Origin of the sequence: Bradyrhizobium sediminis (assembly GCF_018736105.1) — a bacterium.
In the GTDB taxonomy this organism is placed as follows: domain Bacteria; phylum Pseudomonadota; class Alphaproteobacteria; order Rhizobiales; family Xanthobacteraceae; genus Bradyrhizobium.
Genome location: NZ_CP076135.1, coordinates 2,023,125 through 2,047,789, shown reverse-complemented (window position 1 = coordinate 2,047,789; position 24,665 = coordinate 2,023,125). Strand labels below are relative to the sequence as shown.

The window sequence follows — 24,665 nt, the reverse complement described above, 5'->3', positions numbered from 1 at the left end:
AAGGGGACTATCGACATCGGAAAATATGAAATCAATCTAAGGTTGCTCTGTTCGTTGACTCAAGCTTGACGGCCGCGGTGGTGGTGGTGGTGGTGGTGGTGGTGGTGGTGGTTCCAAAATGGAATGTAGGGTCCGATGAGACGAGTGAACCAGGCATTGGCGCAATATGCCAGACGGCGCAAGAACGAGCTGATCGCCATCATCCTCATTGCCAGCGCGGACGCCTCAACATCACAGGCAACAACCCTTCCGTTTGAGTACGGGGCATTTCGGAGCGTCTGCACTTCGGTGGAGATTGCGGCGGATCCGCAGGTGGAACAGGAATTTGCCAGGGCAACCATCAATGAAAACGTCGCCCGTGCAATTCAGGAGCGACTTCGCATGTTGGGTCTTACTTACCCGGTCGTTGCCGGACCGGCCTGCTTGAGAGAGCGCGCGACAGCGCCGCAACAGTTGGGCCTCCTGTTCCATGCTCGCGTGGTTTCCGACCCTGAACATCCGCGCCGACTGATCGTCTCACTGATCATGCACAGCTTCTACAACGATCCAAAGTCGCCAGGTCCCTACCATACCGACATTCCAAAAGCACAACATGAATTCCCAACTGACGTGAGCTTCTGTTCTGCCGAAGCGGACCCTTCGCGCTGCCTGACAGATCGCGTCGTCGGCTACTTCGATGTGACGATGCTCAAGATCATTGAACTTGCCCAAGAACTTCTAAAAGGAGAGCGGCGGTGACGGGGGCACAGAACATGACGCAGCTCCTTACGGGCTACAGTTCGGTTCGATGAGACGAATGAACGAAGCAATGGCGCGCTATGCCAGGCGGTTCACGAACGCGATGATCGCGATGATCCTCATTGCCGGCGCGGGCGCGTCAACATCATGGGCAGCAAGCCTTGCTTTCGAGTACAGCTCGTTTCGGAGTCTCTGCAGTACCGTTGAAATTTCGGCGGAGCCGGAGGTGTTTCAAAGCTTTGTACGCCCGACTATCAATGAAAACGTCGCGCGCACCATCGAAGCGCGCTTGCGCGCGCTTGGACCTACCTATCCGGTCCTCGCAGGACCCGAGTGCTTCAGGGAACGCGCAAGTGCGCCGCAACAGCTGAGCCTTCAGTTCTATGCGCGCGCGGTTTCCGACCCCGAGCAGCGGTGTCTCCATGCGCTGGATCAGCTCAATCGACGCGGCGATGCCGCCGGTCGCGTCGTCCCGGCGATGCTTTTGCGCCCGCGTAATATGGATTGATGATGCACTGTGCGGCGCGGCCCGATGCCGACATATTGCACTGTGCCAGCGAGGTATAGGCGCATTCGAAGTAATAGTCCCTCCAGCCCTGGTAGACTTGCAGGCAGACCGGATAGTCCGGGCTATAAGTCTGGGCCAGCGTCGGCGTTGCCGTCAAAAACGTTGCGATTGTCAAAATCGCCAAAGCCAGAATGCGCATCGGAATCTCCCTCGAGATTGGCGCGACGCGCGGCGCCGGTCACCGGGCGCGCATTCGCGCGACCCGTTGGCTACGCCGATTTCCGCACCGCGTTATCCACCAGCGTCTTGCCGAGCGACCAGATCGCGCCGGGGACCTTGTGGCTGGCGGCGATGACGGAATCGAATGAGGTCTCGATCCAGGTGCAGTCTTCCTGCGTGATGGTCAGCGGCGGCAACAGCTTGATGGTGTGGCTGCCGTGGCCGGAGACCTGCGTCAGGATCTTGTGATCCTTGAACAGCGGCACGGTGATGAGCTGGCAGAACAGGCCCTTGTTGGCGCTCTCCAGCAAATTCCACGACGCCTTCAGCTTCAGCGATTTCGGCGGGCCGAACTCGACGCCGATCATCAGTCCCTTGCCGCGGACTTCCTTCATCAATTCGTAGCCCGGCACCATCCGGGTCAGCGCCAGCCGCAGTTCGGCGCCGCGCTTGGCCGCCTGCTCGACCAGCTTCTCGGCCTCCATCACTTCAAGCGTCGCGATTCCGGCGGCCATTGCCAGATCGTTCTTGGCAAAGGTCGATCCGTGCACCACCGCACGGTCCATCTGGTTGAAGATCTTGTCGAAGATGCTCTTGCGGGTCAAAAGCGCGCCGACCGGAACGTGACCGCCCGACAATGCCTTCGCCAGGAGCACCATGTCGGGTTCGACATTCCAGTGCTCGATCGCGAGGAAGCGTCCGGTGCGGCCGATTCCGGTCTGGATTTCGTCGGCGATGAACAGGGTGCCGTATTTGCGGCAAAGCGCTGCGGCGCCGGGCAGGAATTCATCGGTGGGCATGTTGACGCCCTTGCCCTGGATCGGCTCGACGATGAAGGCGGCAACCTCGCGCGACGACAGCGCCCGCTCGAGCGCAGCGAGATCGTTGAAGGGGATGGCGGTGCATCCCGGCAGCAGCGGTTCGAATCCGGCGCGGAAGTTCGGATCGTCAGTCAGCGACAGTGCGCCGTAAGACAATCCGTGAAACGCATGCTCACAATAGACGATGCCCGGCCGGCCGGTGGCGCCGCGCGCGAACTTGATCGCGGCCTCGACGGTTTCAGCCCCGGAATTGGCGAAGAACACCTTGTCCAGCCAGGGGGCGTATTTGAGCAGGCGTTCGGCCAGCACGCCCGCCAGCGTCGAGACGTCGAGTTGCACGAGATTGGGCAGATCGGCATCGAGGACGCTCTTCAACGCCTTGCGCAGCGCCGGATGATTGCGGCCAATCGCAAAAACGCCAAATCCGCTCAGTAGATCGAGGTAGCGCGCGCCGTCGCGATCGTACAGGTACTGGCCCTGTCCCTTCTGAAAGCCGACGTCGTAGCCGATGGTCTTGAGAACCCGTACCAGCTGCTCATTGAGGTGGCGCGCATGCATGGAACTGCGCTGCGCCTGCCGGTCCACAAACATCTCGGAAACGTCTAGATTTGAATATAGCATTCGTTACTTACTTCGGTTGATGGGCATTTCGTCAACTGAAAACGCAAAATGCGGCGTTTTGACCCCCGCTCCGATCCACTAAGCACAGGTTTGAACATGTTGCACTGCCCCCGAAATATCATGCGCACCGTCGCCTATTGCGGTCTGTTTTTGGCCACCGGACTCGTTCCGGCGCTGGCTGCAGATCCGACCGGCGACTGGCGGGTGTCGGACGGGGTCGCCAACATCCGGGTTGCCGAATGCAATGGCAGCATGTGGGGCGTGGTTGCATGGGAGAAGACGCCTGGAGGCCGCGACAAGAACAATCCCGATGTCTCAAAACAGAACAGGCCGACCCTGGCCATGCCGATCCTGATCGACATGAAGAAGAAACCCGCCGTCGATGCGTGGGAAGGCCAAGTCTATAACGCCAAGGACGGCCAGTTCTACAGTTCAACGATCAAGCCGGTCGGCGCCGATCAGCTCGAGATTCAAGGCTGCGTGCTCGGCTTTCTCTGCGGCGGCGAGACCTGGACCCGCGTCGCGGGCCCGATTCCCTCGAGCCCCGCCAACAGCATGGCCAAGGGCGCACCGAAGGCCACGGGGACCCTGCCCAAGGCCGCGGCAGCCGCACCGGCTGCGCCGAAGACCACCGGCTCTGCAAAAGCGAATCAGAAGCAAGTGGCCGGGCAGCCCGGCGACATCGGCGATATCTGCCTACTCCCCGATATCGCGCGGTTTGCCCATTAGCGCCGGCTGGAACAGCAGCACCGCGGCGAGCGTGGTGACGAGAGAGAGCGCCAGCAGCTTGCCCATGCTCGCGGTTCCCGGATGACTCGATAGCCACAGGCTTCCGAACGCCGTGGCGGTCGTCAGCGCGCTGAAGAAGATCGCGCGCGTCAGGCTGGTCTGCAGCAGATTCGTCCTGCCCGACCGCCAGGCCGTGACGTAATAGATCTTGAACGCGACGCCGACGCCGAGCAGCAGCGGCAGCGCGACGATATTGGCGAAGTTGAGCGGCAACCCGATCAGCACGCAGATTTCCAGCGTCACCGCCCCCGCCACCAGCAGCGGAACCAGCGTCAGCAGCACGTCGGTGACCCGCCGCAACGCCAGCCAGAGCAGGACGCTGATCACGACCAGCGCCCAGATCCCGGCGTGAATGAACGCCTTCACGACGGTGTCGCCGGACTTGAGGATCGATACCGGCCCCCCGATCGCATTCGGCTCGGCTTCCAGAACGGCGCCGGCGAACTTGCGCAGCGTATCGTTGTCGTTGGGATCGCCGCGCGGCAGCGCCTCGACACGCATCAGGCCGTCCTTGGTTTTCCAGGCCGCGACCAGGTTGGCCGGCAGCGTCTTCAGGCTGACCGGCGCCGCCTGCAGCGAGTTCTTGAGCTGGTCCAGCACCACCTTCAGCGGCGTCACGAAAACGGCCTCGGCCTTGTCCCGCGTCGCCCCGTCCGATTCGGCGAGTTTCGACAGCGCGTCGGCGAGCCTGCGCGAGGCTACCGCCCCCGGGCCCTTGGCGTCGCCGGCGGCCTTGCGCAGGCTCTCCGCCGATCCCTTCAAGGCCTCGACGTTCTCCTGGTCGGAGGGCGGGGCATCGATCGACTCCGGATTGAGCGCGGGCTCGAGCACCCTCGCCCCTTGCGCGATCAGCTTCAGCTTTGCCGGCTGGCCGCCGGGCACAAAACTGTCCAGCGACATCACGCGAAGCACTTCAGGTACTTTCTCAAGTCTCGCCTCTATCTTCTTGGCGTCGGCCTCGGAATTCGTCATCACGTTGACGGCGTTGGCGCCGGTGTTCGGGTCCTTTCTCAGGTCCAGAAAGGTCGCGATCGACTCGACCTGCGAATTGCGCAGGTTGATCGGGTTGAAGTCGAACTTCATGAAGTACAAGAACGGCAGGCCGGCCACCGCGACCAGCAGCGTGCCGGCGATGATCCCGACGCGGTGCTTTTCGAGGAACTCATCGACCGGCGCCAGGAACGCGTAGCCGACCGGCTCGCTTTCGCCGGGCGGATTGAGCAGCTTCAGCAGCGCCGGCAGCACCGTGATGCTGGTCAGGAAAGCCGCCAGCATGCCCACGCCGGCGATCTTGCCGAGCTCGGAAATGCCCTTGTAGTCGGTCGGCAGAAAACACAGGAAGCCGGCCGCCGTCGCCATCGCGGCGAGCGAGAGCGGCACCGCCGAGCGTTCGGCCGCCCTCTCCAGCGCCAGCGCCAGATCGTCGTTCTTGAAACGCTCCGAACGGTAGCGGACGCTGAACTGGATGCCGAAATCCACGCCCAGTCCGACGAACAGCACGGCAAAGGCGATCGAGAGCAGGTTCAGCGAACCGACCATCATCAGGCCCACCGCCGTGGTGATCGAAAGCCCGATGAAGAGGTTGAGGAACACGGCAAAGATGATCTTCGACGAATGCAGCGCCATCCAGAGGATGACCAGCACGACCAGGACGGTGCCGATGCCGTTGACGATCGCACCGTCCTGAACGGTCGAGAACTCCTCGTTGGCGATCGGAACCGGCCCGGTCAATCGGATTCGGGCGTCAAATCCGCCGGCCAGGTTGAGCTCGGAGGCCGCCTGCCGGATTGCATCGGTCGCCGCCTTGCCGGGCTCCAGCGCATTGAAATCGAGGATCGGCTTGAATTCGATGAAGGCGCGCCGGTCGGAATCGGTCAACGGCTTGTCGCTGACGAGTTCGCGCCAGGAGAAGGTGGCAGCCCCCTTGTTCAGCACATTCTCGACCGTCTGGGCGATCAGGTTGAACGGCCGCTCGGTGCTATCGAGCTTGAACTGGCCGCGCTTGACGCCGGCAAGGCCGGTCTCCAGCGCGCCGGTCAGGCCGCGAATGCTGGGGTCGCCGGCCATGATCTCGATCAGCGGGGCGGCGGACGAGAACTGGCCGGTCAGCCTGCCGACCTCCTCGACGGAGAGGAACAGCAAGCCGTTCTTCTCGAAGAATTCCCCCGACCCGAGTTGCTGGACGGATTCGAAATGCCTGGTGTCGCCAACGAGCTTGCGCGCGAGCGCCGCGGCCGCGGTGCTGGTCAGTTCGGGCGTCGGCGCCTCCACCACGGCCAGGATGGTCCTTTCCCGATCGAACGCCTCGCCGAATTGATTGTCGCGCTTGCGCCAGTCCAGATTGGGCGAAATCAGGGTGTTGATGTCGGTGTTGATGGCGAAGTTCCGGGCGGTGTAGAAGCCCGCCGCGATCGCCAGGATGAGTGCGATCAGGACAGTTGGGAGGGCGAACCGCGTGCAAGCCTTAACAATCGAGACAACAATTCTTGTCAGCACTTCTTTTCTTTCTAACGTTAACGGCTTGCCGGAAACGCCCGCTGTCTACCGGAGTTCCGCAGGCTGATCTAATGTTGATTTCGAGGATTTTTTCCGAGGAAGCACGACCAAATAGCGCAAAATGTGCCGAAACTGCGCTGCCCGGCTGATATAGTCCGCTTCATCGGGCGGTAAAGTGACGAACAAGTGAGGGGGTTAGGGGTTCACCCGCCGCGGCTCGCGCATTACTGTATCATATTACCAGGTCCGGCTTAACGCCGTTGGGCCTTTGTTTGCGATGCGCCTTTCCCGGCCGATCGTTTTTTGACACAAAGTCCTGTCTCTCCATGGATTTGGGGCGGGGCGGACAGATTCCAGGAACCCGGCATGGTGCGGATATTGCAGATATCCGCGCGACCGGAGAGGGCCGGAGAGTGAAATGAGGTTGGTGCAGCTTGCGTAACGGGCATCCCATGGAAGTGTATCTTGCGCAACCGCGCGGATTTTGCGCGGGCGTCGTGCGCGCCATCGAGATCGTCGAGCGCGCGCTCGAGAAATACGGCCCACCGGTCTATGTCCGCCACGAGATCGTTCACAACAAATACGTGGTCGAGAGCCTGAAGAACAAGGGCGCCATCTTCGTCGAGGATCTCTCCGAGGTCCCGCCGCTTTCGGTCACGGTGTTCAGCGCCCACGGCGTCGCCCGGAGCGTGGAGGAGGAAGCCGCGGTGCGCGGCCTGCCCGTCCTCAACGCCACCTGCCCGCTGGTGACCAAGGTCCACAACCAGGGCAAGCGCTACATGTCGAAAGGCCGGGTGCTGGTCCTGATCGGCCATGCCGGCCATCCCGAGGTCGAGGGCACCATGGGCCAGGTCCCCGGCCCCGTGACGCTGGTCCAGAACGTCGACGACGTGGCCGCCCTGACCCTGCCGGCGGACACCCCGGTGGCCTACATCACCCAGACCACGCTCAGCGTGGATGACACAAAAGACATCATTTCCGCCCTCCAGGCCCGATTTACGGATATTCAAGGCCCCGACATCCGGGATATCTGCTATGCGACACAGAACCGCCAATCTGCGGTAAGGGACCTGAGCAAGCTCGTGGACGTTATCTTGGTGGTGGGGGCCACTAATAGTTCGAACTCGAACCGGCTTCGCGAAATCGGCACCGAGGTCGGGGTCGCGAGTTATCTGATCGCCGACGGCAGCGAGCTGAACCCCGAATGGCTGAAGGACGCCAAGGCCGTCGGCATCACCGCCGGCGCCTCGGCTCCGGAAGTGCTAGTCGATGACGTGATCGAGGCGTTGCGGCGTATCGGCCCGGTGAAGGTATCCGTGCTTCCGGGCCGCGAAGAAAATATCGAATTCCGGCTTCCGGCCGAACTGACTGCGGGCTGACCCACTTCGTTTCCAAGTTCCAGAAAGAAAACACGTAATGGCAATACCGTTCTTCAAAGAGATGCGTATCGGCGGCTACATGCTCAAGCAGAAGCTGCTTGGCCGGAAACGCTATCCGCTGGTCTTGATGCTCGAGCCGTTGTTTCGCTGCAACCTCGAATGCGTCGGCTGTGGCAAGATCGACTATCCCGACGCGATCCTCAACCGCCGCATGTCGGCGCAGGAATGCTGGGATGCCGCCGACGAATGCGGCGCGCCGATGGTGGCTATTCCCGGCGGCGAGCCGCTGATCCACAAGGAGATCGGCGAGATCGTCCGTGGCCTCGTGGCGCGCAAGAAATTCGTGTCGTTGTGCACCAATGCGCTGCTCCTGGAGAAGAAGCTCGATCTGTTCGAGCCGTCGCCCTACCTGTTCTTCTCGGTGCATCTCGACGGCCTGAAGGACCACCACGACAAGGCGGTTTCGCAGAAGGGCGTGTTCGATCGCGCGGTCTCGGCGATCAAGGCTGCGAAAGCCAAGGGTTTCGCGGTCAACGTCAATGCCACCATCTTCGACGGCCACGCCGCGGAAGATATCGCCAAATTCCTCGACTTCACCACCGAACTCGGCGTCGGCGTCTCGATGTCGCCGGGCTATGCCTATGAGCGTGCGCCCGACCAGGAGCACTTCCTCAACCGCACCAAGACCAAGAAGCTGTTCCGCGACGTGTTCGCGCTTGGCAAGGGCAAGAAGTGGAACTTCATGCATTCCGGCCTGTTCCTGGATTTCCTGGCCGGCAATCAGGATTTCGAATGCACCCCGTGGGGGATGCCGGCGCGCAACATCTTCGGCTGGCAGAAGCCCTGCTACCTGCTCGGCGAAGGCTACACCAAGACCTTCAAGGAATTGATGGAGACGACCGACTGGGAGACCTACGGCACCGGCAAGTACGAGAAGTGCGCCGATTGCATGGCGCATTGCGGTTACGAGCCGACGGCGGCGAGTGCGGCGCTGAGCAGTCCCCTGAAGGCGCTGTGGGTGTCGCTGCGCGGCGTCAAGACCACCGGTCCGATGGCGCCGGAGATCAGCCTCGATAAGCAGCGTCCGGCGCAGTACATCTTCTCGGCGGAAGTGCAGAAGCGGCTGTCGGAGATCCGCCGCGACGAAGCCGCGGCCGCGCAATTGAAGGAAGCTCAAAAGGCTTCAACCGCCGCCTGACCCGACCGCAGACAAAACGCAAGACGGGGCGCGATGCCGATCGCGCCCCGTTTTCGTTTTCATGGTTTTCGAGCGAAGCGGGGTGCTCAGAGCCTTTTCCGTTCCGATTGAATCGGAACGGGGCTCTATCTTTTTGTTTTGACGCGTTTTCTTTACGCGAACCGGTATCCACTTCGCTTGAAAACGCTCTAGAGATCCGCCGTGACGAAGCCCTCGCTGCCGAGCAGAAAGCCCCGGCAGCCGCGTAGGCTCTTCAGCGCACGATTGAAATCGATCCCGGTCGAAACCAGCGCGCGCAGCGTCATCGGGTTGCGCGCCACGCCGCGCAGCACCTTGCGCAGATCAATATCGCCGTTCGGCTTGATCGCGGTCATCGCCAGTGCCGGAAGCGCGCGGGTGGCGGGATCGCTGATGACCCGCAAGGCGGCGAATGGCAGGCCGGCATCGGCGGCATAGGCTGCCGCGATATGGCTCTCCATGTCGACGGCGGCGGCTCCTGTCTCCGAGCGCAGCGCGGCCTTGCAGGCCCGGGCGGCGACCACCTGCTCGACGCCGGCAAGTCCGCCCCTGACCACGCGCCGGCGCTTGAGCGCGACGCCGGCGATCAGTTCTTCGTTGAGCGCCAGACCGGCCAGCCAGCGGGTATCGCCGGCCAGCACCTCGGTCGCCACCACGACGTCGCCCGATTTCAATGTCGGGTCCAGCCCGCCCGCGACGCCGAAGCTGATGACACCACGGATCGTCGTCGGGTCGAACACAGTGAGCAGGGCCCGCAATTGCTGCGGATCGCTACTGCTGCAGATAACGGTCATGCCGGGCCCGGCCGCTATGCGGGCTTCCTGCACCAATCCAGTCACAATCAGAACCGGCCGCGGATCAATTTGATTGCCCGCGGACGCATCGTCCCCCGCCCCCAAATTCACATTCCGACCCCTACCGCCTTGCTGTTGGTGTTCCTCAGATTCCGATACCGCGCCAACGCCCAGAGCGGAAAGAACTTCGGATAACCATGATAACGCAGATAAAACACCCTGGGAAAGCCCGTTGCCGTGTAGCGCTGCTCGTCCCACAGTCCTTTTTCGGTCTGTGTGGCTATTAGGTACTCCACGCCGCGGGCGACCGCCGGATGCCCGACCTCGCCCGCCGCCATCAGACCAAGCAAGGCCCATGCCGTTTGCGAGGCCGTGGTGGGCGCCCCCTCGAACCCCCTGTAATCGAGCCGGTAGCTGACGGCATCCTCGCCCCAGCCGCCGTCCGCGTTCTGGATCGACAGCAGCCAACTCACGGCCTTGCGGATGGTGGGGTCCTGGTGGTCGACGCCGGCGGCGTTGAGCGCTGATAGCACCGACCAGGTGCCGTAAATGTAGTTCAGCCCCCAGCGGCCGTACCACGACCCCTCGGCGAGCTGGGTCCGCCGGAGGTAATCGACCCCGGCGGCGACGGCCTTGCTGGTCTCTGCGGTCTCACCGAGCTGCGCCAGCATCGAGACGCAGCGCGCGGTGACGTCCTCGGTCGGCGGATCGAGCAGCGCGCCGTGATCGGAGAACGGAATGTTGTTGAGGTAGTATTCGAGATTGTTGACGTCGAAGGCGGCCCAGCCGCCATCGGTGCTTTGCATGCCCTCGATCCACTCGCGGCCGCGGGCAATCGCGACATCGTATTCCGGGTCGTGGCTGGCGCGACGGGCGCGGTCCATCGCCATCACCACGACAGCAGTGTCGTCGAGGTCAGGGTAATAGGCATTGTTGTACTGGAACGCCCAGCCGCCGGGGCGAACGTCCGGCCGCTTCACGGCCCAGTCGCCCTTGAGATCCAGCACCTGCTTCGGCTTCAGCCAGTCCAGCCCCTGTTTGGCCGGGGACAACGCCACTTCACTGCCGGCTTCGATCAGGGCATGGCAGGTCAGCGCGGTGTCCCACACCGGCGAGACGCAGGGCTGGCAATAGGCCTCGTGCTCGCCGATCACCAGGAGCTTGTCGATGCCTCGCCGCGTGATGGCGCGCGGCGGATAATCCGCCGGCTTGCCGAGCACTTCGTACATCATCACGGTGTTGGCCATCGGCGGATAGATCGCGCCAAGTCCGTCTTCGCCGTTCAGCCGTTCCTCGACGAAGGCAACCGCGGCATCGATCGCACGGGCACGCAATTTCTTCGGAAACAGCGGCTCGATCGTCCGCAATATCGCATCGAGCCCGCGGAACAGATAGAACCAGCCCGCACTTTGGTGCGGCGCCTTGGCCGTCATCCCGATCGAATGCGGCTTCTGCAGGAACAGTTCATCGATGCCGACCCCGCTGACATTCTTGGCGCGCGGCTTCAGCGCCGCCAGCACCATCAACGGCACGATCGTGGTGCGCGCCCAGTAGGAAATCTTGTTGAGATGAAACGGCGACCACATCGGCAGCAGCATGATCTCGACCGGCAACACCGGCACGCTCCGCCATGTCAGCACGCCGAACATCGACAGCATGAAGCGGGTGAAGACATTGCAGTGGATGGCGCCGCCGCGGATGCGGATCGCCTCGCGCGCCCGCACCATGTGCGGGGCGTCAACGGAATCGCCGATCATCTTCAGCGCGAAATAGGCCTTCACGCTGGCGCTCATGTCGAAATCGCCGTCATGCACCAGCGCCCAGCCGCCATGGGCACCCTGCACCCGGCGCAGGTAATTGGCGATCTTGGCTTCGAGCGCGGCGTCGCGGGGTTCGCCGAGATAATGGCGGAGCAGCACATATTCCGCAGGGATAGTGCAATCGGCTTCCAGCTCGAACACCCAGTGTCCGTCCGGCTGTCGGTAGCCGAGCAGGCCGCGCGTCGCCGACGCGATGCTCCCCTCCAGGGCGCCGCTTTCAAGTCCAACTGATTTGCTACCGGAATGCATCTTGCTCGACATCCCCAATATTGGCCCTGCCCCGGTCGTGCCGGGAACCGCAAGGCTTGCCGCCCCGGATCAGGCCTTCGATCAGCTCTTGCGCATCGCGAGAACGAGATCGGCCGCGCGGTTGCCCGACCGTACCGATCCCTCGATGGTTGCCGGTAACCCCGTATCAGTCCAGTCGCCGGCAAGAAACAGGTTTTTCCAGTTCGTGACCGCGCCCGGCCGCAGGGCGTTCTGCTCCGGCGTGGCCTCGAAGGTGGCGCGGCGCTCGCGCACGATCTGCCAGGGCGGCAGGTCGCCCTGAACGCCCGCCGCCTTGCAGATGTCATCCCAGATCGCCTGCGCGAGCTCCTCGCGCGGCAACTCCACCAGCCGGTCGCCATTGCTGATGGTGACCGACAGCCGCTGCGGAAACGCGAACAGCCATTCGACCAGCCCGCCGACGACGCCGAGGATGGCCGGCTGTCCCTTCGGCGGATCGAAGCGGAAGTGCGCATTCACGATGGCGCGGAATTTGTTCGGTGTCTTCAGTCCCGGCAGCAACGCCGCGGCGGGGCGCGGCGGCACCGCCATCACCACCGCATCGCCGGGTCCGATCGAGACGGTATCGCCGCCGAACCTGAGTTCGCCGACGCCACCCGCCGCCATCGCGAATTCGCGCAGCTCGTGCCCGAACTGGATGCTGGCGCCCTTGTCCTGCAGCAGCTTGATGGCGGGTTCGACCAGCACCGCGCTGAGGCCATCGCGCGCGATCAGCGGCCGGCAGGCCTGTCCTCCCGCCAGCAGGGTTTCCCGCACCACCGCTCCGGCAAGCCCTGCGGAGCCCTCCGGCGGATCGACGTTCAACGCCGCCAGCAGCAGCGGCTGCACCAGCCGCTGGTACAGCGTCCCGTCGCAGGGGATCGCATCGCCGACGAGTTTGCTCTCGGCCGCCCAGATCAGCGGCATCAGCGCCAGATAATCGCGCAGCCGGGTGTCGGGGACGCGGCGCGCCTCGTCGAACACCCACAACGGCAACCGGCTTTCGCCGAGATCGAGCTGCCAGCGCTGGCCGGTGGCGAGATCGACGAACGGAAACAGCGCGCGCTTCGGCCCGACCAGTCCGGCCTCGGTGCCGATCGACCTTGCGTAGGCGACCGCGGCACGGTTGCCCGAGAGCAACAGATGATTGCCGTTGTCGATGGTCAGGTTGGTCGCGGCGTCGAAATAGGACCGGCAGCGGCCGCCGGCCTGCTGCGTGGCTTCGTGGACATGCACCTTGAAATTCGCGTTCGCCAGCCGAACGGCTGCCGAGAGGCCCGAAATTCCGGCGCCGATGATATGGACGGTATTTTGCATCAGATGAACGCGTAGCGGAGGATGATGAAGAGGCGGGCGAGCTTGTTGAGGCGGACCGGCGCGCGCGGCGCGGCGAAGCCCCTGGCGACCAGCAATTCGAGGATCGCACGATAATATTTCGACATGATCCGCGGCGCCCGCACCGTCCGGCGCGGATTGCGGCGCATGATCTCGTCGGCTTTCTCGAAATGCGCCCGCGCCCGCGCCACCAGCGGCACGCAGACCTTCGGCAGCGCCGGTTCCGATATCACCTTGTGCGGATCGGTGGAAGTGATGCCGGCATGCAGCAAACCCTCGAGCGGCAGATACAGCCGGCCGATGCCGGCGTCCTCGTCGATATCGCGCAGGATGTTGGTCAATTGCAGCGCGCGGCCGAGATGATGCGCGAGCAGGATGCCGTCGTCCTCGGCGAGACCGAACACCCGCACCGACAGCCGTCCGACCGCGCTGGCGACGCGGTCGCAATACAGGTCGAGCGTGGCAAGATCGGGCGCCCGGATATCCTGCGGCACGTCCATCTCCATGCCGTCGACGATCGCCAGAAAATCCTCGCGCTTGAGGTCGAAGCGCCGCACCGAGGCGACGTAGTCGCGCAGCCGCGCCGGCGGATGGCCCTGGTACAGCGCGTCGATATCGTCGCGCCATTGCTGGAGCGCGGCCAGCCGCTCGGGCCGCGGGCCGTCGGAATCCGCGATATCGTCGACCTGCCGGCAAAAGCTGTAGATCTGGAACATCGCCTCGCGCTGCTCGTGCGGCAGAATCCGCATCGCCGCGTAAAACGAGCTGCCGGAGGCTGATGCCCCGTAGCCTGCGTTGCCTGCCGCCGTCTCGAGCGTCATGCGCCGGCCGCCGGTTTGGAGACGGGCCGCCGTCCGATGGCGCGGCGGGTCAGCTCGCCGGCGATCCCGCCGAGACTGTGGCCGAGCAGTTCGAGCGGGTTGAGATGCACCCGCTCGCTGAGGGGATCGCGCACCTTCAGCATCTGCACGATCTTGTCGGCAAAGGCCTGGATCACCGATATCTCGCAGCCGAGTCTGACATCCCTGACTTCGGCGCTGAGCGACTTGCTCTCGTCGAGCAGCGCCTCGGTCCGCACCGCGAGCCCATGCAGGCACTGCAGCAGCGGCGCCGACGACCGCTCCGCGCCGAGCGCCTCGACCGAGGCGCCACTGGCGGCGAGCGCATCGCGCGGCAGATAGACGCGATTGAGCTGGCGAAAATCCTTGCCGCAATCCTGCAGATGATTGTTGATTTGCAGGCCGGCGCAGAGCGCGTCCGAAGCGGCCCAGGTCGAGGTGCTCTCGCCATGAACGTCGAGCATGAAGCGGCCGACCGGCATCGCCGAGTAACGGCAGTAGTGGATCACTTCGTCCCAGTTCTCGTAACGCAGCTTGGTCACATCCATCCGGAACGCGATCAGCACGTCGAGCGCGTGACGCGGCGGCATCGAACGTTCGGCGAGCGCGCGCCGCAGATTGACGGCCTCGGGCTGGGTGTCGCCGTTGCCGAGCAATTCGGCCTCCAGCAGATCGAGAAGCCTGAGCTTCTCGCCGTCCTCGAGGGTTGCATGATCGGCGATGTCGTCGGCGGTCCGGACGAAATTGTAGTACGCAAGGATCAGCGCCCGGTGACGCGGGTGAATGATCCACGACGCCACCGGAAAGTTCTCATCGCGGTGTGTCTTGCCGGATCGCAGTTCGCTCGCGCTGGTCATCAAGAACTGGCTACATTCATCTGGGCATGGTGACGACGCACGCGCCGGCTGGCCCGGCTCATGCGCAGTGATCGCGAACCCCATATAGGGGAATACGACGCTAAAACCAATGCTGTCTGCGATTTCTCGCAGATTCCTGACACTTCGGAATGAGGCCCGTTAACCGCCTGCGGCGGCGATTGCCGCCGTCGAGCGCCGCTTCATTGGCCGTGGTTTTTCAGCACCTGATTGCACGCCGCGGTCAGCTTGGGACGGTTCTGCTGAAGGCACGCCAGGATGGTGAAATCGCCCTGGTCGATCACCGGACGGCAGTAGCGCTGCACGTCGCGCGAACAGGCCGCCTGTTCTTCCGCCGTGCCGCTGCGCTGCTGCTGGGCGATGGCGCCGGTGGAAACCGATACCGACAAGAGCGTGAGTGCAAAGAAAAATTTACGCATCATCTTCCTTCATTCTGGCAGTAGGGATTCCGATCCCGGATGGCGCACGGCTTTTCGGGATGCGGATTGCAGGCGCAGCGAACTGCAGCATCGAGCGCGCAGAAGCACTGGTAAATGCGGCCAAATTTGCGGCGCCCCGATTCCTGACACGGTTCCCCGCAAGGAAACCGGCCATTTACTTAACCATTTGATATCTAAAGACTATTTATCGACTCGCATTTTTCGCTATTGACTGTTGCAGGAGAGTGCGGCGGATAGCTACATGTTTCGCTGCGAATCCCGGCGATATCTGCAGCTTTTTGATTTCGCCGAACGCAAAATGCGGTTCGCAGCGTTATCAGGTTTGTGTATTTTGCCGGCGCCGACCCACGATGGCGGCCGGCCAATCGCAGCGGCAGGTCCGTCATTTGAACCTAACACACTGCGGCGACACTAAGTCTTCGATGCGGCGAGACGGCTCTGATATGAGAACGTCAATTTGAATGGGAAAACTTGATATGAAGCTGTTTGGTTCCAGGTTATTCGGGCAGGCGCTCAAGGCCGCCGGTGTAGGCGCCGCGCTCATGCTGTCGGTGTCGGCGGGCCATGCTCAGTCGGGGCCATTTACCGGTTTTACCGGATCGTGGTCCGGCAACGGCACCGTAGCACTTTCCGACGGAACGACCGAGCGCATCCGATGCAAGGCCAGCTACAATGTCAACGGCACCGGACTCGGTCTGAAGCAGACTCTCCGTTGCGCCAGCGATAGCTACAAATTCGACTTGAGTACCGACGTGACGAGCCAGGGTGACCGCATTTCCGGTAACTGGAGCGAAGCCAGCCGGAATATTTTCGGCAATCTGCAGGGCACGGCGGGCGGTGGCGAGATCGAGGTGTTCGTCGAGGCTTCGGGATTTGCCGCCACCGTGACATTGCGAACTCGCGGCAACAGGCAGACGGTGCAGATCAGTTCCAAGGGCGAGATCAGGGGCGTCAACATCACGATGGCGAAGGGCGGCTGACGCCGACTCTTTTCCCGTTCGCTCTGCCGGTTCACGCGACCAGGAGCCCGGTTCTGATTGAATCAGAACCGGGCTCTGGTCTTTTGCTCCGACGCAGTTTCTTCCCCGCATCAAGTGCGGGGCCGGCTTTCGCTCGAAAACGTCAAGAAGTGCGGCGAAGCCGCTGCGACATGTTGATCAGCCACATCGCCGTCGGCCGCAGGATGAAGAGATCCGCGACCAGCGCCGCGACCATCGCGAAAGCGCTGAGCCAGCCGAACAGGCGCAGCGACGGCAGATCGGAAAACACCGTCACCACCAGTCCGCAGGCCAGCACCACCGTGGTCAGGATCAGCGCCGGACCGACCAGCACGGTCGCCCGCTCGACCGCGAACGCCGGGTCGACATCCGGCGTGGTCTCGAGCCGCAGCCGGTTGAGGAAGTGAATCGTGGCGCTGAGGCCGAGGCCGAACGACACCGTCAGCGCCACCACGCTGGCGAATTGCAGCCCCTCCCCCAGCGCCCACAGCACCGTGCCGGACAGCACCACCGGAAAGATGCCGGGCAGGATGCAGGCAAACATCACGACCCACGACCGGAACGCAAGACCGATGAAGACGGCGACCAGCACGAATTCGATGGTCAGCCCGCGGTTGAGCTTGTCGATCATATTGGCGCTGTTGCGCGCGGCGATCGCGGACAGGCCGGTGACGGCGACCTCGTAGCCCGGATGCTTCTTGCGGACGGCATCCAGGGCGCCGTCGAGCTTCTCGACCACCGGCAGGATCGCGCTGGAATCGAGGTCCGGCACCCTGCCCGAGACCACCACCGCATCCTGATCGGCCGAAATGAAGCGGCGGACCAGGTGCTCGGGAATCACGCTGACATATTCCTTCAGCGTCGCAACGTCGGAACTGCCGGCCTTCTCGGCGAGCCAGCGGCGCAATGTCTCCAGCGACCAGACGTTGCCGACACCGGCCTGCGTTTCCACCATCGAATGAACGTCCGCGATGGTCTGCAAGGTCTCCGGCGCATACAGCGACGCGCCCTTGGGGAATTCGATCAGGACGTCGATCGGATTGGCGCCGGTCAGCTTGGCGTCGAGGCGCCCGCTGGCCGCCACCGCCTGCTGCTTGTCCGGCACCTGATCAGCCAGCCGGTAGCGCGGTTCGAGGTTGGCATAGATCACGGCCAGGCCGCCGACAAAGATCACCGCGATCAGGCTGAACAGCCCGGGCCGGCCGACCATGCGCACCGCGATCCAGTAGCAGAAAGCGCGTAGCGCGTTGACGCCGGCGTCGGCCGACTGGAACTTGGCGGCAAACACCTGCTCGTTGCGGACCAGCAGCACCCCGAACACCGGCACCAGCGACAGCACCGCGAGCAGCGCGATGATCGTCGCCGCAAGGCCGGCTTCGCCGAAGGTGCGGATCAAATCCGAATCCGAGAACTGCAGCGCCAGGAACGAGATTCCGGCGGTCGCATGCGTCAGCACGCAGGCCGGCCCGACCACCAGGACGGCGTTGCGGAATGCGGAGAAGCGGTCTTCGCCGGCCAGCAGCCGGTCGCGCGCGGCGAATGTCAGCTGCATCGAATCGGAGAAACTGATCACCATGATGAGCGGGGTCATCACGTTGAGGAACATATTGAGGCTGAAGCCGGCCCAGCCGAGGATGCCGAGCGACAACAGAATGGCGAGCAGCGGCGGGAACGCCGCAACGATCATGAACGACACCTTGCGGAAGAACAGGATCGCGATCAGGCAGCCCGCCAGGATGCCGGCGACGTTGTAGATCAGGCCGTCGCGTTCCACCGCGTTGCGGATTTCGAGTTGCATGACCGGGACGCCCGACAGCTCCTTGCTGAGCCCGGAATCCGCGAGATCGTCGGCCATGATCTTGCGGATTTCGCCGACCGTGGTCTTCAGCTTGTTGTTGCCGACGATCGAAGGCTCCAGCGAGAGCACGATCAGCGCCAGCGTGCCGTCTTCCGACAACAGTTTGCCGCGAATGATCTCGTTGGTCTTGACGGTTTCGATGAACTTGTCGTAGTCGGCGCCCTGCGGCAGATCGGACGGGAACAGCGCCGCGGGCAGCTTGCCCGGCGCCGGCGCCTGGCGCGCCGAGAACAGCGAGATCAGGCCGCGGGTGCCGTCGACGAGTTGCAGATCCGTGACCAGGTCGCGGATCTTTTCCAGGTTGTCGCGCTTGAGCAGGGTCTTGCCCTCGACCACGACCAGCACGTCGAATTCGGTCGAGGGGAAGCGCTTGGTGACTTCCTCGTATTGCCGGTATTCCCTGGTGTTGGAACGGAACAGCTGGCTGAGCGAATCGTCGATCTTGATGCGCTCGATGCCGAACACCGCGCCGATCACCATCGCGAACAGAATGATGCAGGACAGCACGGGCGTGCGGATGGCAATCAGGCCGAGACGCTCCAGCCCGAAGGCGATGCTCATCGGCCGCTGCTCCGATTTCTTCGCATCCGGGTCGACAGTGTTTCGTTCGAGCATGCCCTGTCCAGTTCTCACATCGGCTCAATCTGTCTAGAGCCCGATTCTGATTGAATCAGAACCGGGCTCTGGTCTCTTATATTTTGACGCGTTTTCTTTGCGCGAACCGGTGCCCACTTCGCCCGAAAACGCTATAGCGGAAATTCGTGAGGTGCGAATGAGACTGGATCGGCCACGTCCGATCGGCGCTAGCCCTTGAAAACATGCGATAAATTAGCCGCGCGAGGTGTAGCAGGTCTTGCCCGCCCCTCGCAAGCGCACACAAAAAAACGCCGAATCGACGCGGATGCCGCGGATATTGCCCCGCGACACCCGGATTCGCCATGCCGGATCAATCGGTCGCGATGCGCTGAGGTATCGGGCCGCCGCTCTCATCCTTCAATGCGACGCCGGTTACCCCTCGCGCCAGGCCCTCGCGGATCAGCCACGCAATCCTGAACGCGGCCTCGTCGTAACCGAGCCCTGCGCCGTGGATGTTGGAGACGCAGTTGCGCTCGGCATCGGTAATGCCAGGTCGCGGCGCGAAGGTCAGATAGACCCCGAGACTGTCGGGCGCGGACAGGCCCGGCCGCTCGCCGATCAGCACGGCTACCATGCGCGCCCCGAGCATGGCGCCGATCTCATCGCCCAGGGCAACCCGCGCACCGGAGGCGACCACGGCATGACCGATCTCGATCCGCTCCCCGGCCAGCCGCGGCATGAGGTTGCGGACCAGCGCGACCGCATGCGCATTGACGGCCGCTGGCGACAGGCCATCGCCAACCACGATGGCAAGCCGGCACGGCCCGGCATTGCGGCCCGCCAGCAGTTGCCTCGAGGCCTGATCGAGCTTTCGCCCGAGGTCCGGACGGCGGAGATAGTCCGTGCGCTCGCGTGCGCAGCTGGATACGGCGAGGGCCTGGAGGCCGAGGCCGTCGAGGCCCGAGATCAGAGCGGACCCATCGAAAGCGGCATGGACGGCGTCGCGGGCTCGGGCGTGAGCAAGCGTGAATTCAAGCAGAGCCCCGGTGGGCAGGCTGGCGCCGGCCCGGCCAAGCCCGACCCGCGCGGGAGTAAGGTCGCGCAGACGCTGCAGCGAGCGGGACGGCGGCGGCGTTGTCATCTCCGGTTACTCGGCAGGGACCGACGCCTCGCGCAGGCGGATCGAATAATTCGACGCGTTCTGCTGACCGACCGACGCCGCGCGCGCGAACTTGATCAGGTGATGGGCGATCATCGCCGAACCGATCAGGCCCTCGAAATCGCCGCGCCGCAGCCGGCCCAGCGCAAATTTCCAGAACACCTTCCTGTAGTCGCCGAGCACGCCGACTTTCCAGAACAGATTGCGCAGCATGATCAGGCCGCGCCTGATATTGGCCCAGCTCCTCATCTCCGGGCTGACCGGCACCTTCAGCCGGTTGGCATAGGTGTAATCGCATTGATGCTGGTAGCGCGCGAACAGCCTCTCGGGCTCATAGGCCACTTCCATGCACCGGCGCCACGAACTGACCACTTGCTCGTAAGGCAACAGGAAATCGACATTGGAGTCGCGGCTGTCATCATCGATCAGCCGGTTTTCACGCTCCAGCCGATCCCACAGCGGCGTCTTCGGCAATGCCTGCAACAGATTGATGGTCAAGAGCGGAATCCGAGATTCCTCGACGAAAGCGAGCAGCGCATCGGGGGTCTCGGGCTTGTCGGTATCGAGACCCATGATGATGCCGGAGACGACCTCGATGCCGTAGGAGTTGATGGTACGGATGCCCTCCAGGATCGGGACCATCATGTTGTGGTCCTTGTGCATCGCCTTCAGCGCGTCGGGATCGGGAGTCTCGATGCCGCAAAACACGGTGACGAAGAAAGCCTCGCGCATCAGCTCGAGGATCTCCGGCCGCTTGGCGATGTTGAGCGTCGCCTCGCAGGCAAGCCGCGTGATGTAGCCGGTCTTCTTCTGCCACTCGACCAGATGCGGCAAGAGATCCAGCGCCGCCTTGCGGTTGCCGATGAAATTGTCATCGACGAAATACACCGTGTCGGTCATTCCGCATTCGCGCAACTTGTCGAGCTCGGCGATAATCTGCTGCGGCGTCTTGAGGCGCGGATTGCGGCCGTAGAGACCCGGGATGTCGCAGAATTCGCACTGATACGGACAGCCGCTCGAATACTGGATACTGCCCAGGAAATACTTCCGGGTCTCGGCAAGCTCATAGGCCGGTATCGGAAACTCGCTCATGTCGATGCGATCGGCGGTCTTCAGGACCACCTGCTGTTCGGGGCGCGACGGATCGCGCGCCAGCCGCGCCAGCAGCTCGTTGGTCGCATCACCCAATTCGCCGACATGGAGATAATCGAAGGACGGATAGTAATCCGGGCAGGCGCTCACCGACGGTCCGCCGATGGCAACGGCAAGATCGAACGCGTGGGCCCGGCGGCAGATGTCGTTCATCTGCTGGCGCTGGATGTGCATGCCGCTGACGAACACCGCCTCCGCCCATTCGAAGTCTTCCCGGGTGGCCGGGCGGATGTTCTCGTCGATGAAGCGGACCGGCCAATGCTCCGGGAGGTAGGCTGCGATCAGGAGCAGCCCCTGCGGCGGCATGAAGGCGCTGACGCCGTCGGTCAGCGGATAGGCGTGTTCGAAGGTGCCGAAAGAAGACGTGTAGCGCGGAAAGACGCACAGGATGCGCCGAACCGTCTCGATGCCCTGAGCTCTCATCAAACTTCCTCTGGGAACGCTCGTAAAACCTGCCGGCCGCCAAGTTTAATCACGCGAACCGAGGCTGGGCTACAATTTCCTCAAGATTATGGCAGCCATTTCAAGCTGTTGATAGACTGATGATCGCCGGGAAAGGCCCCGGCGGCGGCGCTTCCGGCGCCTCAGACCAGCAAGCGCGACGCAAAATCGGGCAGCGACCCCGTGTTGCCGGCCAGCCGAAAGCCGGCATCGGCAAGGCCTGCGCGGAACAGCCAGTCGTCGAATTCCGGCGCCCGCTTCAGGCCGAACAAGTCGCGGATATACAGCGCGTCATGGAATGAGGTGGACTGGTAGTTCAGCATGACGTCGTCAGCCCCGGGCACCCCCATGATGAAGGTGACGCCGGCGGCGGCGAGCAGGGTCAGGAGATTGTCCATATCGTCCTGATCGGCCTCGGCGTGGTTGGTGTAACAGACGTCGACGCCGAGCGGCAGGCCGAGCAGCTTGCCGCAGAAATGATCCTCGAGCCCGGCGCGGATGATCTCCTTGCCGTCATAGAGATATTCCGGGCCGATGAAGCCGACCACGCTGTTCACCAGCAGCGGATCGAAGGCGCGGGCCACCGCGTAGGCGCGCGCCTCGCAGGTCTGCTGGTCGACGCCGCGATGGGCGTTGGCCGACAGCGCCGAGCCTTGCCCGGTTTCAAAATACATCAAATTGTTGCCGACGGTTCCGCGCCGCAGCGACAGTCCCGCCTGGTGAGCCTGCCTCAAAAGCGCGAGATCGATGCCAAAACTCCGGTTCGCCGCCTCTGTGCCCGCGATCGACTGGAACACCAGATCGACCGGCAAGCCCTGCTCCATCAATCCGAGCGTTGTCGTCACGTGGGTCAGAACACAGCCCTGCGTGGGAATCTGCAGCCGGGCGATGATGTCGTCGAGCAACCGTAGCAGCCCGCCGATCACGGCGGGATCGTCGCTGGCCGGGTTGATGCCGATACAGGCGTCGCCGGATCCGAGCAGGAGGCCGTCGAGGATCGAGGCGGTGATGCCCTTGGCGTCGTCGAAGGGATGATTGGGCTGCAGCCGCACGCTCATCCGTCCGCGCAGGCCGATGGTGTTGCGGAAGGCCGATGTCACCGCGCATTTCTTCGCCACCAGGATCAGGTCCTGGTTGCGCATCAGTTTCGAAACCGCCGCGGCCATCTCCGGCGTGACACCGCGCGACAATTTCCCGAGAACGTCGGGGGTGGCCGCGTCGGAGAGCAGCCAATCGCGCAACGCGCCGACCGTCAGCGACGAGATCGCCGCAAAGGCCTCATCATCGTGGGTATCGACGATCAGGCGGGTGACTTCATCGTCCTCGTAGGGAACGACGGTCTCCTGCAGGAATTGCCTCAGGGGAACGTCTGCCAGCGCGATCCGCGCTGCGATCATCTGCTCGGCGCTGCCGGCGGCCAACCCCGCGAGGCGGTCGCCGGAGCGCGGCGGCGTGGCCTTGGCCAGGAGATCGCGCAAGTCTTCGAACACATAACTGGTGGCATCAATGGCGTGGCGATAGACCATGGCGGCTCCCGGCCATCACCGCTAAATGCGCGGACGGCCTCGCACCAGACTATCACCTGAAGGGATTCTACGCAGCCCGGACGGTGGCGAGGAATTTGACCACCTCGGCCTTGAGGCGCTTGTTCTCGTCGGAAAGCAATTGCGCCGATGCCAGCACCTGCGCCGACGCCGAACCGGTATCGCCGGCGCCGCGGTTGACGTCGGCAATGGAGGTTGCGACCTGGGTGGAGCCGATCGCCGCCTGCTGCACGTTGCGGGCGATTTCCTGGGTCGCGGCGCCCTGCTCTTCGATCGCGGCAGCGATCGCCGCGGCAATCTCGGAAACCCGGCCGATGGTGCCGCTGATCTCCTTGATGGCGACCACCGAATCCTGCGTCGCCGCCTGCATCCCGGCAATCTGGGTGGAGATCTCGCTGGTGGCCTTGGCGGTCTGGGAAGCGAGCGCCTTGACCTCCTGCGCCACCACCGCAAAGCCGCGACCGGCCTCGCCGGCGCGGGCGGCCTCGATGGTGGCGTTGAGCGCCAGGAGGTTGGTCTGCTCCGCGATCGTGGTGATCAATTGGGTGACGTCGCCGATACGGCTCGCAGCGAGCGACAATTCCGCGATCCGCGCGTCGGTCTTCTGCGCCTGCTCGACCGCCTCGTTGGCGATCCGGTTGGAATCCGTCACCTGGCGTCCGATTTCGTTGACGGAACTGGCCATTTCCTCGGTCGCCGACGCCACCGACTGCACGTTGGTCGAGGTCTCTTCCGAAGCCGCGGCGACCACGGTCGAGAGCTCCTGGGTTGCGGTGCTACTCTTGGTCAGGATGACGGCGGAATTTTCCAGTTCGCTCGATGCGGCACCGACGTTCTCGATGATATTGCCGACCGCGGTCTCGAAACGATCGGCCAGGTTATGCAGCTCGGCGCGGCGGGCCGCCGCCAGTTCGCGGGTTTTTTCCTCGCGCTCGGCGGTCTCGCGTTCGGCCTTGGCAATGGCCTGCACCTTGAATTCCTCAACTGCGCGGGCCATCTGCCCGACTTCGTCGCTGCGGTCCAGCCCCGGCAACTGGACTTCGAAGTTGCCGACCGCGAGTTCGCGCATCGCCTTCGACATCGCGACCACCGGGCGGGAAATGTTCCGGCCGATGAAGAACGAAACGACGATGCCCGCGAACGCCACGACCAGAAGCACGGCCATCAGCGTCAACTGCTGCTGCTCGAGCCGCATCCCGGCGCGGGCAATTTCGCGGTCCTTGCTGTCGCTGCTGCGCGTGATCAGATCGTCGGTCAATTTCTCGATCTCGGCGAAATTCCGCTCGGCGCCCTTGATGAACAACAGCGCCGATCCGGCATCGCCGTCGGCCATCTCGATGGCGTTCTTCGATTGCTTGAGATAGCCCGCGACGGCGGCTTTCAGTTTTTCCAGGCCATCCGACTTGACGCCGCCCTGAGCGCTTTCGACCGCCTTCAAGGCCTCCGAGATCTTCGCGGCGGCAGTCGAGGCTTCCTTGGCGATCGCCGTAACCTTCTTGGTGTCGGTTTCATTGGCCGCGGTCGCCGCCAGCCGGTACAGCTTGGCATGCGCCATCCAGGTCGTGGTGGTGAGTTCGTTGGCCAGCTCGGATTGCCGCATCGGCCCCGAGACCAGCGCATCGACCGCGGTCTGGTTCGACCGCAGCGCCTGCAGGGCATAGGCGCCAACGCCGATCAGGACCAGGATCAGGAACGCCGGCGCGAGCTGAACTTTCCAGGACAGCCCGATATTCTTGATCCAGCCGAGCATATCAATCCTTCGATGCGACGATTGCCGGGC

Annotated in this window: 20 protein-coding genes; 6 read left to right on the top strand and 14 right to left on the bottom strand. The window is 63.5% G+C overall.

Features of this window, described 5'->3' with window-relative positions; all coding sequences use genetic code 11:
• The first annotated feature begins 144 nt into the window (after positions 1–144).
• Both KMZ68_RS09765 and KMZ68_RS09760 read left to right on the top strand, forming a co-directional pair.
• Positions 145–738, top strand: a complete 594-nt coding sequence (locus KMZ68_RS09765) for a hypothetical protein (RefSeq protein ID WP_215615569.1) — start codon at positions 145–147, stop codon at positions 736–738.
• A 58-nt stretch (positions 739–796) separates the two neighbouring features.
• A complete protein-coding gene (locus KMZ68_RS09760) occupies positions 797–1,246 on the top strand; it encodes a hypothetical protein (protein ID WP_215615568.1) in 450 nt (149 codons plus the stop codon).
• On the opposite strand, the gene KMZ68_RS09755 is transcribed toward KMZ68_RS09760, so the two are convergent.
• Both KMZ68_RS09755 and hpnO read right to left on the bottom strand, forming a co-directional pair.
• On the bottom strand, positions 1,176–1,445 hold the full coding sequence (locus tag KMZ68_RS09755; protein ID WP_215615567.1) for a DUF3551 domain-containing protein: 270 nt from the start codon (positions 1,443–1,445) through the stop codon (positions 1,176–1,178). The two genes, KMZ68_RS09760 and KMZ68_RS09755, sit on opposite strands and share 71 nt — an antisense overlap.
• A gap of 70 nt (positions 1,446–1,515) precedes the next feature.
• On the bottom strand, positions 1,516–2,907 hold the full coding sequence (gene hpnO / locus KMZ68_RS09750; RefSeq protein WP_215615566.1) for an aminobacteriohopanetriol synthase HpnO: 1,392 nt from the start codon (positions 2,905–2,907) through the stop codon (positions 1,516–1,518).
• Positions 2,908–3,027: 120 nt separating this feature from the next.
• Here hpnO and KMZ68_RS09745 point away from each other — a divergent pair, with 120 nt between their 5' ends.
• Positions 3,028–3,636 (top strand): DUF2147 domain-containing protein, encoded by a 609-nt coding sequence (locus KMZ68_RS09745; RefSeq protein ID WP_215615565.1) that lies wholly within the window; start codon positions 3,028–3,030, stop codon positions 3,634–3,636.
• Here KMZ68_RS09745 and KMZ68_RS09740 read toward each other — a convergent pair.
• Positions 3,604–6,192, bottom strand: a complete 2,589-nt coding sequence (locus tag KMZ68_RS09740) for an MMPL family transporter (protein ID WP_215615564.1) — start codon at positions 6,190–6,192, stop codon at positions 3,604–3,606. The two genes, KMZ68_RS09745 and KMZ68_RS09740, sit on opposite strands and share 33 nt — an antisense overlap.
• 452 nt (positions 6,193–6,644) lie before the next feature.
• Here KMZ68_RS09740 and ispH point away from each other — a divergent pair, with 452 nt between their 5' ends.
• Both ispH and hpnH read left to right on the top strand, forming a co-directional pair.
• The gene (gene ispH / locus KMZ68_RS09735) at positions 6,645–7,571 is read left to right on the top strand and encodes a 4-hydroxy-3-methylbut-2-enyl diphosphate reductase (RefSeq protein ID WP_215615563.1); all 927 of its coding nucleotides are present in this window, start codon (positions 6,645–6,647) and stop codon (positions 7,569–7,571) included.
• Between the two features lie 37 nt (positions 7,572–7,608).
• Positions 7,609–8,769, top strand: a complete 1,161-nt coding sequence (gene hpnH / locus KMZ68_RS09730; RefSeq protein ID WP_215615562.1) for an adenosyl-hopene transferase HpnH — start codon at positions 7,609–7,611, stop codon at positions 8,767–8,769.
• A gap of 188 nt (positions 8,770–8,957) precedes the next feature.
• Here hpnH and KMZ68_RS09725 read toward each other — a convergent pair whose 3' ends face one another.
• From KMZ68_RS09725 to KMZ68_RS09700, 6 genes are all read right to left on the bottom strand, one after another.
• Positions 8,958–9,692 carry a phosphorylase gene (locus KMZ68_RS09725; RefSeq protein ID WP_215615561.1) on the bottom strand — a complete coding sequence of 245 codons (735 nt, stop codon included), beginning with the start codon at positions 9,690–9,692 and terminating at the stop codon, positions 8,958–8,960.
• Positions 9,689–11,650, bottom strand: a complete 1,962-nt coding sequence (gene shc / locus KMZ68_RS09720) for a squalene--hopene cyclase (protein WP_215615560.1) — start codon at positions 11,648–11,650, stop codon at positions 9,689–9,691. The genes KMZ68_RS09725 and shc overlap by 4 nt, the downstream gene beginning before the upstream one ends.
• Positions 11,651–11,731: 81 nt before the next feature.
• The gene (hpnE, locus tag KMZ68_RS09715; RefSeq protein WP_215615559.1) at positions 11,732–12,985 is read right to left on the bottom strand and encodes a hydroxysqualene dehydroxylase HpnE; all 1,254 of its coding nucleotides are present in this window, start codon (positions 12,983–12,985) and stop codon (positions 11,732–11,734) included.
• Positions 12,985–13,824 carry a presqualene diphosphate synthase HpnD gene (gene hpnD, locus KMZ68_RS09710; RefSeq protein WP_215615558.1) on the bottom strand — a complete coding sequence of 280 codons (840 nt, stop codon included), beginning with the start codon at positions 13,822–13,824 and terminating at the stop codon, positions 12,985–12,987. The genes hpnE and hpnD overlap by 1 nt, the downstream gene beginning before the upstream one ends.
• Positions 13,821–14,699, bottom strand: a complete 879-nt coding sequence (gene hpnC / locus KMZ68_RS09705) for a squalene synthase HpnC (RefSeq protein WP_215615557.1) — start codon at positions 14,697–14,699, stop codon at positions 13,821–13,823. The genes hpnD and hpnC overlap by 4 nt, the downstream gene beginning before the upstream one ends.
• A gap of 200 nt (positions 14,700–14,899) precedes the next feature.
• Positions 14,900–15,136: a hypothetical protein gene (locus KMZ68_RS09700; RefSeq protein WP_215615556.1), complete on the bottom strand. Its 237-nt coding sequence runs from the start codon at positions 15,134–15,136 to the stop codon at positions 14,900–14,902.
• A gap of 497 nt (positions 15,137–15,633) precedes the next feature.
• On the opposite strand from KMZ68_RS09700, the gene KMZ68_RS09695 reads away from it, so the two are divergent.
• A complete protein-coding gene (locus KMZ68_RS09695; protein ID WP_215615555.1) occupies positions 15,634–16,137 on the top strand; it encodes a hypothetical protein in 504 nt (167 codons plus the stop codon).
• 142 nt (positions 16,138–16,279) lie between these two features.
• Here the strand turns inward: KMZ68_RS09695 and KMZ68_RS09690 are convergent, their stop codons facing one another.
• From KMZ68_RS09690 to KMZ68_RS09670, 5 genes are all read right to left on the bottom strand, one after another.
• Positions 16,280–18,628: an efflux RND transporter permease subunit gene (locus KMZ68_RS09690; protein WP_215615554.1), complete on the bottom strand. Its 2,349-nt coding sequence runs from the start codon at positions 18,626–18,628 to the stop codon at positions 16,280–16,282.
• Positions 18,629–18,959: 331 nt separating this feature from the next.
• On the bottom strand, positions 18,960–19,730 hold the full coding sequence (eutC, locus tag KMZ68_RS09685) for an ethanolamine ammonia-lyase subunit EutC (RefSeq protein WP_215615553.1): 771 nt from the start codon (positions 19,728–19,730) through the stop codon (positions 18,960–18,962).
• A 6-nt stretch (positions 19,731–19,736) separates the two neighbouring features.
• Positions 19,737–21,323, bottom strand: a complete 1,587-nt coding sequence (locus KMZ68_RS09680; RefSeq protein WP_215615552.1) for a B12-binding domain-containing radical SAM protein — start codon at positions 21,321–21,323, stop codon at positions 19,737–19,739.
• Between the two features lie 161 nt (positions 21,324–21,484).
• Positions 21,485–22,867 (bottom strand): ethanolamine ammonia-lyase subunit EutB, encoded by a 1,383-nt coding sequence (locus KMZ68_RS09675; protein ID WP_215615551.1) that lies wholly within the window; start codon positions 22,865–22,867, stop codon positions 21,485–21,487.
• 67 nt (positions 22,868–22,934) lie between these two features.
• Entirely contained in the window at positions 22,935–24,635 is a 1,701-nt protein-coding gene (locus tag KMZ68_RS09670) for a methyl-accepting chemotaxis protein (protein ID WP_215615550.1), read from the bottom strand.
• Between the last annotated feature and the right edge of the window lie 30 nt (positions 24,636–24,665).

Bases quoted from the DNA above. Each gene is read 5' to 3' on its own strand.
- KMZ68_RS09760 (WP_215615568.1), top strand. From the start codon at position 797: ATGAACGAAGCAATGGCGCGCTATGCCAGGCGGTTCACGAACGCGATG.
- KMZ68_RS09755 (WP_215615567.1), bottom strand. From the start codon at position 1,445: ATGCGCATTCTGGCTTTGGCGATTTTGACAATCGCAACGTTTTTGACG.
- hpnO (WP_215615566.1), bottom strand. From the start codon at position 2,907: ATGCTATATTCAAATCTAGACGTTTCCGAGATGTTTGTGGACCGGCAG.
- KMZ68_RS09745 (WP_215615565.1), top strand. From the start codon at position 3,028: ATGCGCACCGTCGCCTATTGCGGTCTGTTTTTGGCCACCGGACTCGTT.
- ispH (WP_215615563.1), top strand. From the start codon at position 6,645: ATGGAAGTGTATCTTGCGCAACCGCGCGGATTTTGCGCGGGCGTCGTG.
- hpnH (WP_215615562.1), top strand. From the start codon at position 7,609: ATGGCAATACCGTTCTTCAAAGAGATGCGTATCGGCGGCTACATGCTC.
- shc (WP_215615560.1), bottom strand. From the start codon at position 11,650: ATGCATTCCGGTAGCAAATCAGTTGGACTTGAAAGCGGCGCCCTGGAG.
- hpnE (WP_215615559.1), bottom strand. From the start codon at position 12,985: ATGCAAAATACCGTCCATATCATCGGCGCCGGAATTTCGGGCCTCTCG.
- hpnD (WP_215615558.1), bottom strand. From the start codon at position 13,824: ATGACGCTCGAGACGGCGGCAGGCAACGCAGGCTACGGGGCATCAGCC.
- hpnC (WP_215615557.1), bottom strand. From the start codon at position 14,699: ATGACCAGCGCGAGCGAACTGCGATCCGGCAAGACACACCGCGATGAG.
- KMZ68_RS09700 (WP_215615556.1), bottom strand. From the start codon at position 15,136: ATGCGTAAATTTTTCTTTGCACTCACGCTCTTGTCGGTATCGGTTTCC.
- KMZ68_RS09695 (WP_215615555.1), top strand. From the start codon at position 15,634: ATGAAGCTGTTTGGTTCCAGGTTATTCGGGCAGGCGCTCAAGGCCGCC.
- KMZ68_RS09690 (WP_215615554.1), bottom strand. From the start codon at position 18,628: ATGCTCGAACGAAACACTGTCGACCCGGATGCGAAGAAATCGGAGCAG.
- eutC (WP_215615553.1), bottom strand. From the start codon at position 19,730: ATGACAACGCCGCCGCCGTCCCGCTCGCTGCAGCGTCTGCGCGACCTT.
- KMZ68_RS09680 (WP_215615552.1), bottom strand. From the start codon at position 21,323: ATGAGAGCTCAGGGCATCGAGACGGTTCGGCGCATCCTGTGCGTCTTT.
- KMZ68_RS09675 (WP_215615551.1), bottom strand. From the start codon at position 22,867: ATGGTCTATCGCCACGCCATTGATGCCACCAGTTATGTGTTCGAAGAC.
- KMZ68_RS09670 (WP_215615550.1), bottom strand. From the start codon at position 24,635: ATGCTCGGCTGGATCAAGAATATCGGGCTGTCCTGGAAAGTTCAGCTC.